Annotated in this window: 15 protein-coding genes and 2 pseudogenes; 12 read left to right on the top strand and 5 right to left on the bottom strand. The window is 65.8% G+C overall.

Going from position 1 to position 13,083, the window contains the following annotated elements; genetic code table 11:
- Nucleotides 1–77 precede the first annotated feature (77 nt).
- The 6 genes from QM693_RS09835 (at nucleotide 78) to QM693_RS09810 (ending at nucleotide 5,622) form a co-directional block, all read left to right on the top strand.
- Nucleotides 78–2,216, top strand: coding sequence for a catalase (locus tag QM693_RS09835; protein ID WP_283352196.1), 2,139 nt, complete (start codon nucleotides 78–80; stop codon nucleotides 2,214–2,216).
- A gap of 305 nt (nucleotides 2,217–2,521) precedes the next feature.
- Nucleotides 2,522–2,725: a hypothetical protein gene (locus QM693_RS09830; RefSeq protein ID WP_283333265.1), complete on the top strand. Its 204-nt coding sequence runs from the start codon at nucleotides 2,522–2,524 to the stop codon at nucleotides 2,723–2,725.
- A gap of 88 nt (nucleotides 2,726–2,813) precedes the next feature.
- Nucleotides 2,814–3,065: a hypothetical protein gene (locus QM693_RS09825; RefSeq protein ID WP_283333264.1), complete on the top strand. Its 252-nt coding sequence runs from the start codon at nucleotides 2,814–2,816 to the stop codon at nucleotides 3,063–3,065.
- 262 nt (nucleotides 3,066–3,327) lie between these two features.
- Nucleotides 3,328–4,287 carry a ferritin-like domain-containing protein gene (locus tag QM693_RS09820; protein ID WP_283352195.1) on the top strand — a complete coding sequence of 320 codons (960 nt, stop codon included), beginning with the start codon at nucleotides 3,328–3,330 and terminating at the stop codon, nucleotides 4,285–4,287.
- A gap of 64 nt (nucleotides 4,288–4,351) precedes the next feature.
- Nucleotides 4,352–4,909 (top strand): CsbD family protein, encoded by a 558-nt coding sequence (locus QM693_RS09815; RefSeq protein WP_283352194.1) that lies wholly within the window; start codon nucleotides 4,352–4,354, stop codon nucleotides 4,907–4,909.
- A 29-nt stretch (nucleotides 4,910–4,938) separates the two neighbouring features.
- Nucleotides 4,939–5,622 (top strand): IF2 family translation initiation factor, encoded by a 684-nt coding sequence (locus QM693_RS09810; RefSeq protein ID WP_283352193.1) that lies wholly within the window; start codon nucleotides 4,939–4,941, stop codon nucleotides 5,620–5,622.
- A gap of 21 nt (nucleotides 5,623–5,643) precedes the next feature.
- Here QM693_RS09810 and QM693_RS09805 read toward each other — a convergent pair whose 3' ends face one another.
- Nucleotides 5,644–5,967, bottom strand: a complete 324-nt coding sequence (locus QM693_RS09805; RefSeq protein WP_283352192.1) for a MerR family transcriptional regulator — start codon at nucleotides 5,965–5,967, stop codon at nucleotides 5,644–5,646.
- Here QM693_RS09805 and QM693_RS09800 point away from each other — a divergent pair.
- Nucleotides 5,955–6,272, top strand: coding sequence for a hypothetical protein (locus QM693_RS09800; protein WP_283352191.1), 318 nt, complete (start codon nucleotides 5,955–5,957; stop codon nucleotides 6,270–6,272). The genes QM693_RS09805 and QM693_RS09800 overlap by 13 nt on opposite strands.
- 437 nt (nucleotides 6,273–6,709) lie before the next feature.
- On the opposite strand, the gene QM693_RS09795 is transcribed toward QM693_RS09800, so the two are convergent.
- Nucleotides 6,710–7,210 (bottom strand): hemerythrin domain-containing protein, encoded by a 501-nt coding sequence (locus QM693_RS09795; protein WP_105423937.1) that lies wholly within the window; start codon nucleotides 7,208–7,210, stop codon nucleotides 6,710–6,712.
- 199 nt (nucleotides 7,211–7,409) lie between these two features.
- Between QM693_RS09795 and QM693_RS09790 the strand changes: the two are divergent.
- Together QM693_RS09790 and QM693_RS09785 are read left to right on the top strand one after the other, a co-directional pair.
- Nucleotides 7,410–7,646, top strand: a pseudogene (locus QM693_RS09790) (DUF4383 domain-containing protein); the annotation flags it as partial.
- 440 nt (nucleotides 7,647–8,086) lie between these two features.
- Complete coding sequence (locus tag QM693_RS09785; RefSeq protein WP_283352189.1) at nucleotides 8,087–8,767, top strand: GAF and ANTAR domain-containing protein; 681 nt, start codon at nucleotides 8,087–8,089, stop codon at nucleotides 8,765–8,767.
- A 45-nt stretch (nucleotides 8,768–8,812) separates the two neighbouring features.
- Here QM693_RS09785 and QM693_RS09780 read toward each other — a convergent pair whose 3' ends face one another.
- Nucleotides 8,813–10,021 (bottom strand): fatty acid desaturase family protein, encoded by a 1,209-nt coding sequence (locus QM693_RS09780; protein ID WP_280779388.1) that lies wholly within the window; start codon nucleotides 10,019–10,021, stop codon nucleotides 8,813–8,815.
- Between the two features lie 176 nt (nucleotides 10,022–10,197).
- Between QM693_RS09780 and QM693_RS09775 the strand changes: the two genes are divergently transcribed.
- The gene (locus QM693_RS09775) at nucleotides 10,198–10,548 is read left to right on the top strand and encodes a YtxH domain-containing protein (RefSeq protein ID WP_280779389.1); all 351 of its coding nucleotides are present in this window, start codon (nucleotides 10,198–10,200) and stop codon (nucleotides 10,546–10,548) included.
- 118 nt (nucleotides 10,549–10,666) lie between these two features.
- Nucleotides 10,667–11,338 carry a PAS and ANTAR domain-containing protein gene (locus QM693_RS09770; protein ID WP_283352188.1) on the top strand — a complete coding sequence of 224 codons (672 nt, stop codon included), beginning with the start codon at nucleotides 10,667–10,669 and terminating at the stop codon, nucleotides 11,336–11,338.
- 48 nt (nucleotides 11,339–11,386) lie between these two features.
- Here QM693_RS09770 and QM693_RS09765 read toward each other — a convergent pair whose 3' ends face one another.
- Both QM693_RS09765 and QM693_RS09760 read right to left on the bottom strand, forming a co-directional pair.
- Nucleotides 11,387–11,878 carry a hypothetical protein gene (locus QM693_RS09765; RefSeq protein ID WP_283352187.1) on the bottom strand — a complete coding sequence of 164 codons (492 nt, stop codon included), beginning with the start codon at nucleotides 11,876–11,878 and terminating at the stop codon, nucleotides 11,387–11,389.
- A 60-nt stretch (nucleotides 11,879–11,938) separates the two neighbouring features.
- On the bottom strand, nucleotides 11,939–12,304 hold the full coding sequence (locus QM693_RS09760; protein WP_283333252.1) for an HNH endonuclease: 366 nt from the start codon (nucleotides 12,302–12,304) through the stop codon (nucleotides 11,939–11,941).
- A 92-nt stretch (nucleotides 12,305–12,396) separates the two neighbouring features.
- On the opposite strand from QM693_RS09760, the pseudogene QM693_RS37620 reads away from it, so the two are divergent.
- Nucleotides 12,397–12,596 (top strand): annotated as a pseudogene (locus tag QM693_RS37620) (winged helix-turn-helix domain-containing protein); the annotation flags it as partial.
- Nucleotides 12,597–13,083: the final 487 nt, after the last annotated feature.

Genomic DNA, 13,083 nt, shown 5'->3' with positions numbered 1-13,083 from the left:
GGGCACTCCGAGAAGAACGGCCCGTACAGCCACGATGCGGCGCCGATCCCACGGATTTTTCAGCGAGGAGCTACGCCGTGCCCAAGAAGAACCCGCGCATTCCCGGAACTCCCGGTTCCGGTACCCCGACGCTCGCCGAGCCCACGGAACCCACCGAGCTGTTGCCCCCCAAGCCCGATCAGCGGGCTCCCGCGCTCGGCACCGCGACCGGGCTGCCCGTCGAGGGGCCGGACACGGCCCGCGGCCAGCAGGGTGAGCACCTCACCACGGCGCAGGGGGCGCGGCTGTACGACACCGATCACTCGCTGAAAGCGGGAACCCGGGGACCGACCCTGCTCCAGGACCACCATCTGCGTGAGAAGATCACGCACTTCGATCACGAGCGGATCCCGGAGCGCGTGGTGCACGCACGGGGGGCGGCCGCGCACGGCGTCTTCCGCGGATATGGTTCCGCCGACCCGATCAGCAAGGCGGCGTTCCTCGGCAAGGACGTCGAGACGCCGGTCTTCGTCCGGTTCTCCACCGTCCTCGGCTCCCGGGGGTCGGCCGACGCCGTCCGCGACACCCGGGGGTTCGCGACCAAGTTCTACACCAGCGAAGGCACTTTCGACTTGGTGGGAAACAACATCCCGGTCTTCTTCATTCAGGACGGCATCAAGTTTCCCGACGTCATTCACGCCGCCAAGCCGCACCCCGATCGCGAGATTCCGCAGGCGCAGAGCGCGCACGACACGTTCTGGGACTTCGTGTCCCTGCACACCGAGGCCACCGCGCACACGTTGTGGAACATGTCCGATCGCGGTATCCCGCGGTCGTACCGGATGATGGAAGGTTTCGGCGTCAACACCTTTCGGATGGTGAACGCGGCGGGCGAGAGTTCACTCGTGAAGTTCCATTGGAAACCGAAACTCGGTGTGCACTCACTGGTGTGGGAAGAAGCGCAGATCGTCAACGGCATGGACCCCGACTACCACCGCCGCGACCTCGCCGACGCGATCGAGTCCGGCGCGTACCCGGAATGGGAGCTGGGCATCCAGGCGTTCCCGGACACCCCGGACCAGACGTTCGAGGGCATCGACCTGCTCGACCCGACCAAGATGGTGCCCGAGGAACTGGCCCCCGTGCAGCCGATCGGGCTGATGACGCTCGACGCGAATCCGACGAACTTCTTCGCCGAGACCGAGCAGGTGGCGTTCCATCCCGGGCACCTCGTTCCCGGCATCGACGTCACCGACGACCCGTTACTGCAGGCGCGGCTGTTCTCCTACCTCGACACCCAGATCAGCCGGCTCGGTGGGCCCAACTTCGGTCAGATACCGATCAATCGGCCCCAGGCCGAGGTCAACGACATGCTGCGCGACGGCATGCACCAGACGGGCGTCCACCCGGGTGTCGCGCCGTATCGGCCGAATTCCCTCGACGCCGGTTGCCCGTTCCTGGCTGGAGCGGACACGGCGTTCGTCGAGGTGCCGGTGCCGATGCCGGAGTCGACGAAACTACGCGCCGCCCCCGCGAGCTTCGACGACCACTTCTCGCAGGCCCGACTGTTCTACGCCAGCCTCAGCCCGGTCGAGCAGGCGCACGTCGCGGAGGCTTACACGTTCGAGCTGGGCAAGTGCTACGAGCAGGTGATCAAGGAGCGCGCACTCGGTGTCGTCGCGAACATCGACCCCGGTCTGTGTGAGCAGGTGGCCGCGGGTCTCGGCCTCCCGGCGCCCGCGCCGACCGTCGCCTACGACGTGGCCCCCACGCCCAGTCCCGCGCTGTCGCAGGTCGGAGCCGAGTGGCCGCTGGACGGCCGGATCATCGGCATCGTCGCCGACGACGAGTCGGACCTGTCCGAGGTGGCCGACGCGGTCGAAATGATCGGCAAGAACGGCATGGTGCCGCTCGTCATCGGACCGCACGGTGGCAAATTGGGGTCCGGTAAGGGCGCCGTCCCGGTGTCCCGGACGTTCCTCACCATGCGGTCGGTGGAGTTCGACGCCATTCTCGTCGCGGCGCCGGCATCGGACCCGCGGGTACAGGTGTTGCTGACGGAAGCGTTTCGCCACTGCAAGGCGATCGGGGGATGGGCCGCCGGCCGCGGCCTCCTCGAAGCGGCCGGAATCCCGGCAGAGGCCCCGGGCATCGTGATCGCCGACGACGCGTCCGCGCTGTTCGACGGCCTCACGGCGCTGATGAAGTCCCACCGGGTCTGGGAGCGTCAGGTGTGACGTGACCGGATGAAGTGAATGGTCTGGACGAGGGTCTCGACGCCGCCGGTGGTGGTGTCGGGACCCTCGTCGAGCTGTGTTGCGTACCGGCATAGTCGGCGAATACGAAAGCGAGGCAGCGTAACCGGTGAAATTCGCCGTCGGTGCCTACGCTGTAGAATTGCACTGAAGTTACTAATGGGTATACTTGCGGTGTATGGGTTCGCTCCAGCAGAGGGTCGCGCTCACCAACGTCCACCTCATTCGAGGAGACGTACGTGGTGACCCGAATCTGCAATGCCGGGCACCCCATTGAAAGGTCGTCCATGACCTCCACCAACCCCGTCGCCCGCACCGCAACCGGAACCGCAGCCCACGGCCCACGCGCCGATCGCGATCCACGCCGCAGCACCGAGACGAAGGCCGCGTTCAAGACCACCGAATTCTTCGGCTACATCGCCAGCCGGGGCAACGTGAAGACCGGTAGCCGCGAGCACTACACGGACACCGATCGGAATACCGGCGTCTAACCCTTCCTCGCCACGTCGTTATCGATCGAATCCGTGACACCTCTCTCGAACGAGATGTGTTCGCGCCCCAGACAGTTGGATCGAAATCGTGCCAGAATTGTTCTCACCCTTGTTCGTTGACGGTGCAGCGCCGTCGCAAATCCACACCGCTCCCCCCGTCCACGCCGTGCACCCGTCCCTGGTCGAACTACCCACCGTCCGGCGTGTCCTCGACCTCGCGGCGCTCACCATGTTGTCGGTGGCCGCGGCCGCCACGACATCCTTCTCAATTGCGACCCTCGGTCTGCTCACCGTGATCGGCGCCCGGGTTGCGCTGCGCCGCAGCTTGACTGCACGATAAGAAAGGTTCTCCCTATGTGGATTCTCGTCAGCCGTCTGCTACGCCGATGGAAGATGATCGTTCTCGCTCTTCCCCTCGTGGCCACCGTACTGTCCCGACTCGGTAACCACCTCGAACGCCGCGCTGGTAAACCGACCACCACATCACGCGGGCTGCTCGGAATCTCGCGGTTCGCCCGCCGCCGGGCCGGCGCCGATGACGCCCGCAAGCGTCCGGCCGGCGTAGACCGCACACCCGACTCACTCGACCTCAGGAGTAATGCATGACCGACAACACCGCCACAGTGATCAACCAGCTGCGAGTCGTACTGGACTTGACGCACACGGAAATTCAGGTCGCGGAGACCAGGATCGGGCAAGCCCGAACAGAAGCCGTCCGCCGGGAGCTGTCGCAGAATGCCGGCAATGCGCGTGAGCGCGCCAGCGCGGTGGAGGAAGCGATCCGTTCCCTGGGTGGACTTCCCGATGTCGTGGGCCCGTTCCTCGGTCGCGCGACTGCGATGGTGAAGGCGATGGCCGAGCAGGCCCAGCCGTTCGACGAGGCCCTGCTCGGTGATCTGATCCTCGAGCACCAGCTCCTCGACCGTGCGCGTTACCTCCGGGCGTTGGCGACCGCGTCGCAGCACCCCGGCATCGTTGCGCTGGCCGGACGATTGATCACCGCCCACACCGCCACGGTCGAATGGTTGACGACGGTGCTGGCGGAGGACGCCCTCGGTGGCCCGGCGGCATTGCGACGCACCCCGATGCAGGCCGCGACCGGGACCGCGATCCGGTTGATCAACGTCCCGGCAACATGGTCGGCGCGCGGACTCGATCGCGCCATCGACACCGTCCGGGCAACCCCGAACCGGATCGGTGCGCTTCTCAGCCGGGGCGCCCACGCCGGTGACGTGGCCACGAAGACGCTCGTCGCCAGTCGCGATGCGGCACTCGAGTCGGCCGAAGAGGTGACCCGCCGAGAAGGCGCGTCCGGCGTCGCGAACGCCATCTGCAATGCCCGAACCGTCAACGGTTCACTCGTCGACGAAGAGCTCCCGATATCCGACTACACGGAACTCAATGTTTCCGGCGCCGTGGCCGCGGTGAAGGAACTCACTGCACCCGCCGATATCCGCATCATCGTCGCCCACGAAGAGGCGAACAAGAACCGCCACGGGGTGGTATCGGCAGCGCAGACCCGCCTCGCCGCCATCGCGCAGGAAGTCGTCGGCATCAACTGATCTGGCGCCACCCCCACGCGGGTGACGGTTCCGTCGCCCGCCCGAATACCAGGAGAACATTCTCATGAACGAGCAGAACACGTCCGGACAAGCGCGCAAGGGTCTCCTCGACTCGGTCAAGGGCAAGGTGAAGGAAGTGGCCGGGGCAGTGACCGGCAACGACTCGCTGGCCACCGAGGGACAGCTGCAACAGGCGCAGGCGCAGCAACGTAAAGAAGCGAACGGCGCCGAGGCCGTGGCCCGCGCGGAAACCTCGCAGGCCGCAGAGAAACTCGGACAGGTGCGTCGCGAGAGTGCCGAGGAACGCGCTGCGATCGGCGCCGAGACGGCAGCCGCCGAGGAAGCTGCCCGGAACCGGCAGCACGCAGAGCACAGGGCCGCGGAGCAGCAACAGCACCGCCTGGTTGCGCAGGAGCAGTCCCGCGCGGCGGCCGACGCCCGCGACGAAGCGGCCCGCGCGGAAACTGTCGAACGAGCGAAGATGGCCGCCGCCGCCGAAGAAGCCGTCGACGCCACCGACGAACACCGGCGCGCCGTCCGTGAAGCGAACGCCGCCCGCGACGAGGCAGAACGAGTTCGGCGCGCCGCCGAGGGCCTCACTGGCGACGCCGGCCTGTCCTGATCCACACCCCACGAATCATCGGAGATTCCATGAACATCCTCACCGTCCCCATCACGATCTTGCGGTTGCAGTACACGATCCTGCGGATTCCTCTGCAACTCGTCGAAGACCAGCTGATGTCCCGGCTGGCAACCGAATCACCGGCCCGGCTGATGTACGAACGCACCCTCGGCGTGCTCGACGGCGCCGTCGGCAGTGCGCTCGGCGACCGTGACACCGAGCGGCGCGGCGACGCACTCACCGAGCGCAGCGACGCACTGGCGCGGGCAGCGGAACTCGACCAGGAAGCGGCACGCACCGAGGCCGAGGCCGACACCGCACTGGAAATCAAGCGTAAGCAGGTTCACGACGACCAGGCGGCGGCGCGCGAGGCGAAGCAGCGCGACATCGAGCAGGCACGCCGACGTGAGGACGAGCGCAAACAAGCCGCCGAACGAGACGCCGAGCAGCGCAAGCAGGTCGCGAAGAAGAACGCCGATCAACTTGCCGCCCAACGCACCCAGGCTGCAGAGGCCGAGCACCGCGCCGAGCAGGCCACACTCCGGGAGGCGGAGAAAGCGGCGGCAGCGCCGGCCAAGGCCCAGCTGAAGGACGCCGCGAACAAACAGGACGAGGCAGCGGACAAACGCGCTCGCGCCGACCGCGTCGAGAAACTGGCCGAAGCGGAAAAGTCCAAGCGCCGCAACGAGACGGTAGCCAACGGGCAACGCTGACCGAACAGCCTGATTGGGTGCTCAGGCCGACCCGCCGCGAGTCTCGTCCGTTCTGAGTCGAGCGTTGTCGCTCTCGAGCCGGCTATTGGCCTCGACGAGCCGAGCGTTGTCGCTCGCGAGTTCCATATTGAGGTGCTCGAGGTCGAGGACGCGAGCGATGCCCGTCAGGTTGACCCCGTCCGCAATCAGCTCGGCGATGCGCCGCGAGCGTAGGAGGTCGTCGTCGCTGTAGCGGCGGGTTCCGCCGCTGGTGCGCGCCGGGTTGATCAGGCCGTGCTGCTCGTAGAAACGTAGCGCCTGGCCGATCCGACATACCGCGGAGGGAAAACACGATGGTGTACGCACAAATCAGCCCCTCGACCGTGGAACCGGAACTGCCACAGGCCGAGTACGAATGGGATGACCTCGAGTGTCTGATGCTGGCCGCCGAGGTGGACCTGATCTTCGCCGACGCGCTCGCCCCCGTCCACACGGACTCGGCACCGGCTGTGACCACCGACGCCGACGGCGAGAACACCAGGACCCGACCGCGCGCGGTGCCGCCCACCACGCGACGCTGGGTTCCGAACCCGGAAGTATCTGCCACCCAAGGCTCGCCACCGCAGGGGGACAATCGACGGCCACCGGTGTGGAAGGTAGGTGATGTATAGCGCATGAATGCCTCCGAGGTGCAGCACCCACCTCTCTGTCTGCGATGTCCATCCGTGTGCCCCGGCGTTCGAGGTGAAAGCAATTGCGATGACACGGATTACTCTCGCTCGCCGCGGGGTACTTCGATACTCACGTCCTCGTCGTGTCCGGACGCGACGACGGCCAGGCTCCCCGGTTAAGCCCATAGCCGGCGGGGCCGCCCAAAGCGAGAGGGCGGCAACAAGCCCTGGCGCAGCGCACGATTGGAGGCAACGCTGACCGGCGGGGTCTACGGGGACGGTTCGCCGCGTCCGTGGCGGCTTCCTCCGCGTCGGTGAGGGACTGCCTCCCCGCGACGCGGCGGCCGCCTGAAATGGTGCGCGGACGAACACGGTCCTCGCCGCACCGACAGCGTGTCCGGTCCGGTTCACCGTGCCGGCCCTCCACGCGACCGCCGCTACTTGATCACCGCGTCGACCGTCTTCTTCAGGGCCGACGGCTGGGCGGGAGACCTGGGTGCCTTGTCCCTCAGCTCCAGCATCCGCGCCCCCATTTCCCGGAGTTGTTTACGCCCCAGCTCTTCTCGCACCTTCGGGAACCACTCCTGTTCTTCTTCTTCGATGTGGTGCTCGACGCTCTCGATCAGCACGGTGGTCTTCGCGTCGAACCTCTCGTCGTCGGGTTTCATGGCTGCCAGCTCGACGACCAGCACGTCCGCGACGTGGTGCTCTTCGTAGGATTCGAGGATGTCGTCCTCGAGATCGGGGGCGAGATCACGCACCTCCGGGTACATGCCCTCGTTCTCGATGTAGGTGTGCACCGTGAGGGCTTCGATGATGTCGTCGACGATGCGTCCTTTTTCGACGCGGGCGTTCGGCCCGGCACCGCGGAAGTCGCGGAACAGTTTCCGGATCTCCTTGTGGTCGTTCTTCAGGAGCACGATCGCATCAGTGGACATGTATACCTCACAGTTGGTCGGGACGTGCACGTCGTCCATCGCAACTGACCGCGGGCACGGTGACGTCGTCCTTACGCTGTACCCAACCGCGCCGTTCGCTAACACGGCCCGCTGTTCCCGTGACTGTTTCACGGTGGGATGCAGGGGTACCACTCGGGAACAGACATTCGAGTTCCTACCCTCCGAGAAAGGCACTCCCATGACTCGACCGGCTGCGTCACCAACGACGCGCTCACCACTCCAACTCGCCGCCCTGATCGTCGGTGTGGTCTTTCTCCTGGTCGGAGTCCTCGGCTTCATCCCGGGTATCACCACCAACTACGACATGCTCACCTTCGCCGGCCACCACTCCGAAGCCAAGCTGCTGGGCGTGTTCGAGGTCTCGATCCTGCACAACATCGTGCACCTGTTGTTCGGTGTCGCCATGGTTGCGCTCGGGTTCCTGCTGTCCCGTAACACCGCGGCGACCGCGCCCCGGGCCGGGAGGCTGTGAGCGCCGGACCGTCCTCCGGATGACCAGACACTCGGCCCGGGGTGCGCCGACGGGGCATCGATTCGGTGATTATCGTTCTCGGTGAAGGGTATTCGGCTTCCAAGCGCAGCGAGCTCGGACTGAGAGTGCTGGAGTATTCCCCGCATCCGGCTCGCTCGACGAGGGAGGGGCGAGCAGAACGGGTGCCACGGCGTCACTCGCACCGCTGCTGCTTCATCCCGACCACCGCGAAAAGGGCGTGCTGCTTCCTTCACCGAAACAGCGCCGCACTCCCTGCCAATGGAAAGAACCTGCATTTCGGGTTCGGCACAGGAGCCGGGGTGCTTATGGTGGTATGGGTGGCTTCCTGTAGCCATCCTTTTCGATCGAACCGAGGAGCGGTAATGAGCGATTCCGGCGCCGGGGACCTCAGTCGCACCATGGCTGAGCTGGCTCGCAGTCTCTCCGGTCCACGCACCCTCGACGAACGCCTGCGCGCAGTCACCGCCGCAGTGGTCGAGCTGATGCCGCACGAGACATGCGCGGGCATTCTGCTCATATCCGGCGGCAAGAAATTCGAGACCGTTGCGCCGACATCCGAGCTGCTCCGAAAGCTCGACCACGCTCAGCAGCAACTCGGGCAGGGACCGTGTGTGGCTGCGGCGCTCAACAACCTCGTGGTGCGAAGCGACGACTTTCGCTCGGAACCGCGATGGCCGCAGTTCGCTGCCGCCGCCGTCGATGTGGGAATTCTCAGTTCGATGTCTTTTCAGTTGTATACCTCCGAAGGAAAGATGGGGGCACTCAACCTCTTTGCATTCACTCCGAACGCGTTCGGTCCCAACGAGGAGGTAGCGGGCGAGGTTCTGGCCGCCCACGCCGCGCTGGCGCTCACCGCTGTACGCACCGAAGAGCAGCTGCGGTCGGCGGTCGCCTCACGTGACGTCATCGGGCAGGCGAAGGGCATGCTGATGGAGCGATTCGACGTCGACGCGATCCGTGCGTTCGAGCTGCTCAGCAGACTCTCCCAGGAAACCAACACCCGGTTGAGTGTTATCGCGCAGCGGATTACCGAACGCAGATGAGAGTACCGGCCACGAACCGGCACTTGCCCCATCCTCCAGCGATCCTCAGACTCCCGCCCGGGCGCGAAGCGCTGACAGCAGCCCACGACGCTTGCCCGTGACCGGATCGATCTGTGGGCGCGGGTCGGTGAATTTGTGTTCCGATGCCGTTTCAGGCGCGTCGTCGGCGGTCGCTGTGAGGAACTTGTTCGGCAGCGCCAGCTTGGCGATGGTCCGCCACGACTCGAAGTACTGCGTCGACATCGAACCCGTGGTGTAGGGCAGGTCGTACTTCTGGGCCAGCGCCTGAACCCGCACGGAAATCTCACGCAGGCGGTTGCTCGGCAGGTCCGGAAACAGGTGGTGCTCGATCTGGTAGCAGAGGTTGCCACTCATGAACTCCATGACCGGGCCCGCCTCGAAGTTCGCGCTACCCAGCATCTGCCGCAGGTACCACTGACCGCGCGTCTCGCTCTCGAGGTCCTTCGTAGTGAACTTCTCGGCGCCGTCGGGGAAATGACCGCAGAAGATCACGGCGTTCGTCCACACGTTGCGGATCATGTTCGCCGTCAGGTTCGCGGTGAAGGTCGTCAGGAACGCCGGACCGGTGAGCGCCGGGTAGACGACGTAGTCCTTGCGCACCTGGCGGCCGACCTTCTCGAGCACCTCGCGGAACCGGCGTTCGAGCTCGTCGCGGTCGAAATCGCCCGTGGCCACCTTGCCGAGCTCGAGGTGCTGGAGGGCAACGCCGTACTCGAAGAACAACTGCAGCAACAGATTGTAGACCGGGTTGCCGACGCTCAACGGCGTCCACTGCTGATCGCGAGTGACCCGCAGCATGCCGTAGCCCACGTCGTCATCCATTCCCAGCACATTGGTGTACTTGTGGTGAACGTAGTTGTGGGTCTGCTTCCAATGCTCCGACAGGCCGGCGATGTCCCACTCCCAGAACGACGAGTGGATCTCCGGATCGTTCATCCAATCCCACTGACCATGCAACACGTTGTGACCGAGTTCCATGTTCTCGATGATCTTGGCGGTGCCGAGCATCGCGGTGCCCGCGAGCCATGCCGGCGGAAACAGGCTCGCGAACAGCATTGCGCGCCCACCGATTTCGAGTGACCGCTGCAGTCGGATCGCGTTTCTGATGTACCGGGCATCACTCTCCCCGCGCGAGGCTTCGATGTCTCGCCGGATCGCGTCGAACTCGATCCCGAGCGCTTCTACATCGGCCTCGCTCAGGTGGGTGTACATCTTGACATCCGAAATCGCCATGACCTAACGCTACGGCAAGTTACGCAACCGTAGGTTACGTGCAGATGAGATGTGGGTGAGTTCGGAGGTCGTCGCCGGCGCGGTTTGGGTTAGGCAGTTGAGGGCAAGCTGTGCAGGAGGGCGTTCGGACGATGATTCGGCCGACCGCTCGTGCCCCACAACAATCAGGAGATGTCATGCAGAAAGCGTTGATCTTCGCAGCTGGCGCGGCCGCGGGGTTCGTCCTGGGCACTCGGTCCGGCCGGCAGACCTACGAGAAGATGAGGCATCAGTCCGTCGAACTCTGGCACAACCCCACCGTGCAGGAGAAGGTGAGCGAGGCCACGGAGGCCGTGAAGGACAAGGCGCCGCAGGTGCAGCACAAGGTCGGCGAACTGGCGAAGAAGGCCACCCACCGTGGCACCGACACGAACACCCCCGCGAATGGAGTGTCACTAGGGGAAGCTGCGGGCCGCACTCCGATGACCACGGAACCGGCAACCGTCACGTCGCCGACGGAGGGCAAACACACCCAGGGCCCGAACTGAGCGAGTAGGCAGTAGTGCGGGCAGCTGATTTCTGCGCATTCGGATGTCAGTTCTCGGCATACTGTGACAGTGGTGTCGAGGCGAGGGTGGTCGAGCACGGCCGGGTGCGGGTGTCGTCGTGGACAGTCATGAGCTCCTCGGCTCGAACGCTCCCCCACAGGGCGGAAGTTTCCGGTTCTACCTCGACGGCGAGCGCTGGGAATGGTCCGATCCCGTCGCTCGGATGCACGGCTACCACCCGGGCGAGATCACCCCCACCACCGAACTGATGCTCTCCCACAAGCATCCGGACGATCATGCGCAGGTCGCCGCACTCTTCGACAGGATGATCCACGCGGGTGAGCCGTTCAGCAGCAAGCACCGCATCATCGACACCGACCGCCGCATCCACCACGTCATCGTGGTCGGCGATCAGATGCTCGACGAGAAGGGCCAGGTCATCGGCACCTCGGGTTACTACATCGACGTCACCGAAACGTTGGAGACCGACCTCCGTGAGTTCAACGCGGCGCTCACCGAGGCCGTCGCCGAACTCGAACAATCGCGGGCGGTGATCGAGCAGGCCAAGGGTGCACTCATGCTCGTCTACGGCATCTCCTCCGAGCGTGCCTTCGGCATCCTCACCTGGCGCTCACAGGAGAGCAACACCAAACTTCACACCCTCGCCCAGCGCTTCGTCGACGCCCTCGCCGCCGAGGCGACCCTCCCCGAATCGTTTCGCGCCCGGTTCGACCACCTACTCCTGACCGCACACGAGCACTCCGACACCCAGCCGGGGGCACCGGGCTGACTGGCGGCCGACATCCCGCAGGAACCGCTCCCGACCAGGTGTCCCTACCTATGTGGTGGTGACGTCCGGTGGGTCGGGAAGGTCGACCTCGAGAACGAAGTCGAGCCAGATGAGTGCGTCGGCCAGGGTTTCCGCGCGCATGGTGAGGTCGAATTGCTGTTCGGCGGCGGTGAGCGACCGCTGCACCTCTTCGTGATCCTCGGCGAGGACGGCCGACACCGTCCGCAGCACCCACCGCGCCGATGCCGGAAGGGCATCGACGTCGACGTACCCGCCGTCCGTGAAGCGCAGGTCGAGGATGAACCTCTCTCCCGGGCCTGCGGCGCCCAGGCGCGCGATCACCACTCCGACGATGGAATCGACAACCCAGGCGAGCAGATCGCCGTAGAGCGACCGCTCTCCGACGGGGTGCGGTTCGGCGGACACTCGGGATATCTCGCACGAGAACCGGGCGGCGTCGCGGTCTCCGACCAGTTTCATCAGGCGACCACCGAGTGCAGCGGCCGTCGAGCCGGCGGGGCGGCCTGCGTTCGATCCCATACTGGAGAGTGCCCGGACCCGGGCGCAGCCACACAGGCCGCCATCACGCGCTCGCGCACATCACTGGCCGCCCCGGCAGCGCCGCAGTTGGCCGGACAGGTACCGCTTGGCGCGGCGATGCCCACCCACGTGGTCGAGTTCGACGTCCAACGCGTTCAGGAGGGTCGCGAGCAGGCTTGCCTGCGGGGCCCAACCGTGTCGGCTCCGGCACTGCGCGAGCCAGTCGACCGGACCGGTGTGGCCGCGGTCCGCATTGCATCGCGGGCAGGCGGCGGCCTCGTTGGCTGCGATGCTGGGTCCGCCCTTGAGTCGTGGCACGAGGTGTTCAGTGGTCGGCGGAATCAACGGTCCGAAACGACGACCGCACCACAGGCATCGTCCGCCCTGCCGGTCGACGGCGAGGGCGAGTCGGGCGGTGCGGTCCACCCGTCGATCGTGACCGATCCGCCCGCCGATGGCCAGTGCTCCGCCGGCCCACGGGCCGAGACCAGTTTCGCTACCTCTCCTCCTCCACCGAACTTCTCGACTTCCTGATGGTCACTGCGGTTCCGGAACGAATCAGCGGCGACCTCGCGGGGTCCTTGCCGACACGACCCGCGGGCAGCTGCTCGAGGAGGTCGAAGAGCGGGATCTTTTCCTGCGCAGCCTCGACGTCGACCGCGACTGGTTCCGTTATCACCATCTGTTCGCCGAGTTTCTCCGCCGCCGACTCGAGCGCGCCAGCCGCGATCAGCACACGAACAACCGAAATCGACGAAGATTCCCAGATCCGGCTGCTCGTGACCGCTCACGCCTACGACCATGCCTGTGCCCGTGTGGAAGCGGTGGTACGGGCACTCGAAACAGCGCGGCGACCGCGGGCCCTCCTCGAGGCCAGGATTCTGCACGCCCGGTGCCTGGCCGCCGCGGGAAGGGCCACGGACGCGAAACGGGTCCTCATTCCCGTTACCGCCGACTGCGCCGAATACGGACTGCCCCGCCTGGTGGCCGACGGCGGCGAACCCGTCACCGGTCTCCTCACCGAAATCGCCGACGATCAACGCCGCGGCCGCGGCAGCCCGAATGGCCGTCCATCCCGGAGTCGTTCCTTGGCCAGACGCGCCCGCACTAGTCTCGCGGAGTGCACCCCTCGCGCCCGAGAGGTATCGCACCTAGGGTGTGTCTCCCAATGATTTGTGGTGTTGTGCTGCAGAATCTTCGGTGTG

This window comes from Rhodococcus sp. IEGM 1305 (assembly GCF_030058635.1).
GTDB lineage: Bacteria > Actinomycetota > Actinomycetes > Mycobacteriales > Mycobacteriaceae > Rhodococcus_F > Rhodococcus_F opacus_D.
Note: the sequence above shows the minus strand (reverse complement) of the source record. Positions and strands in the feature narration are given on the sequence as shown.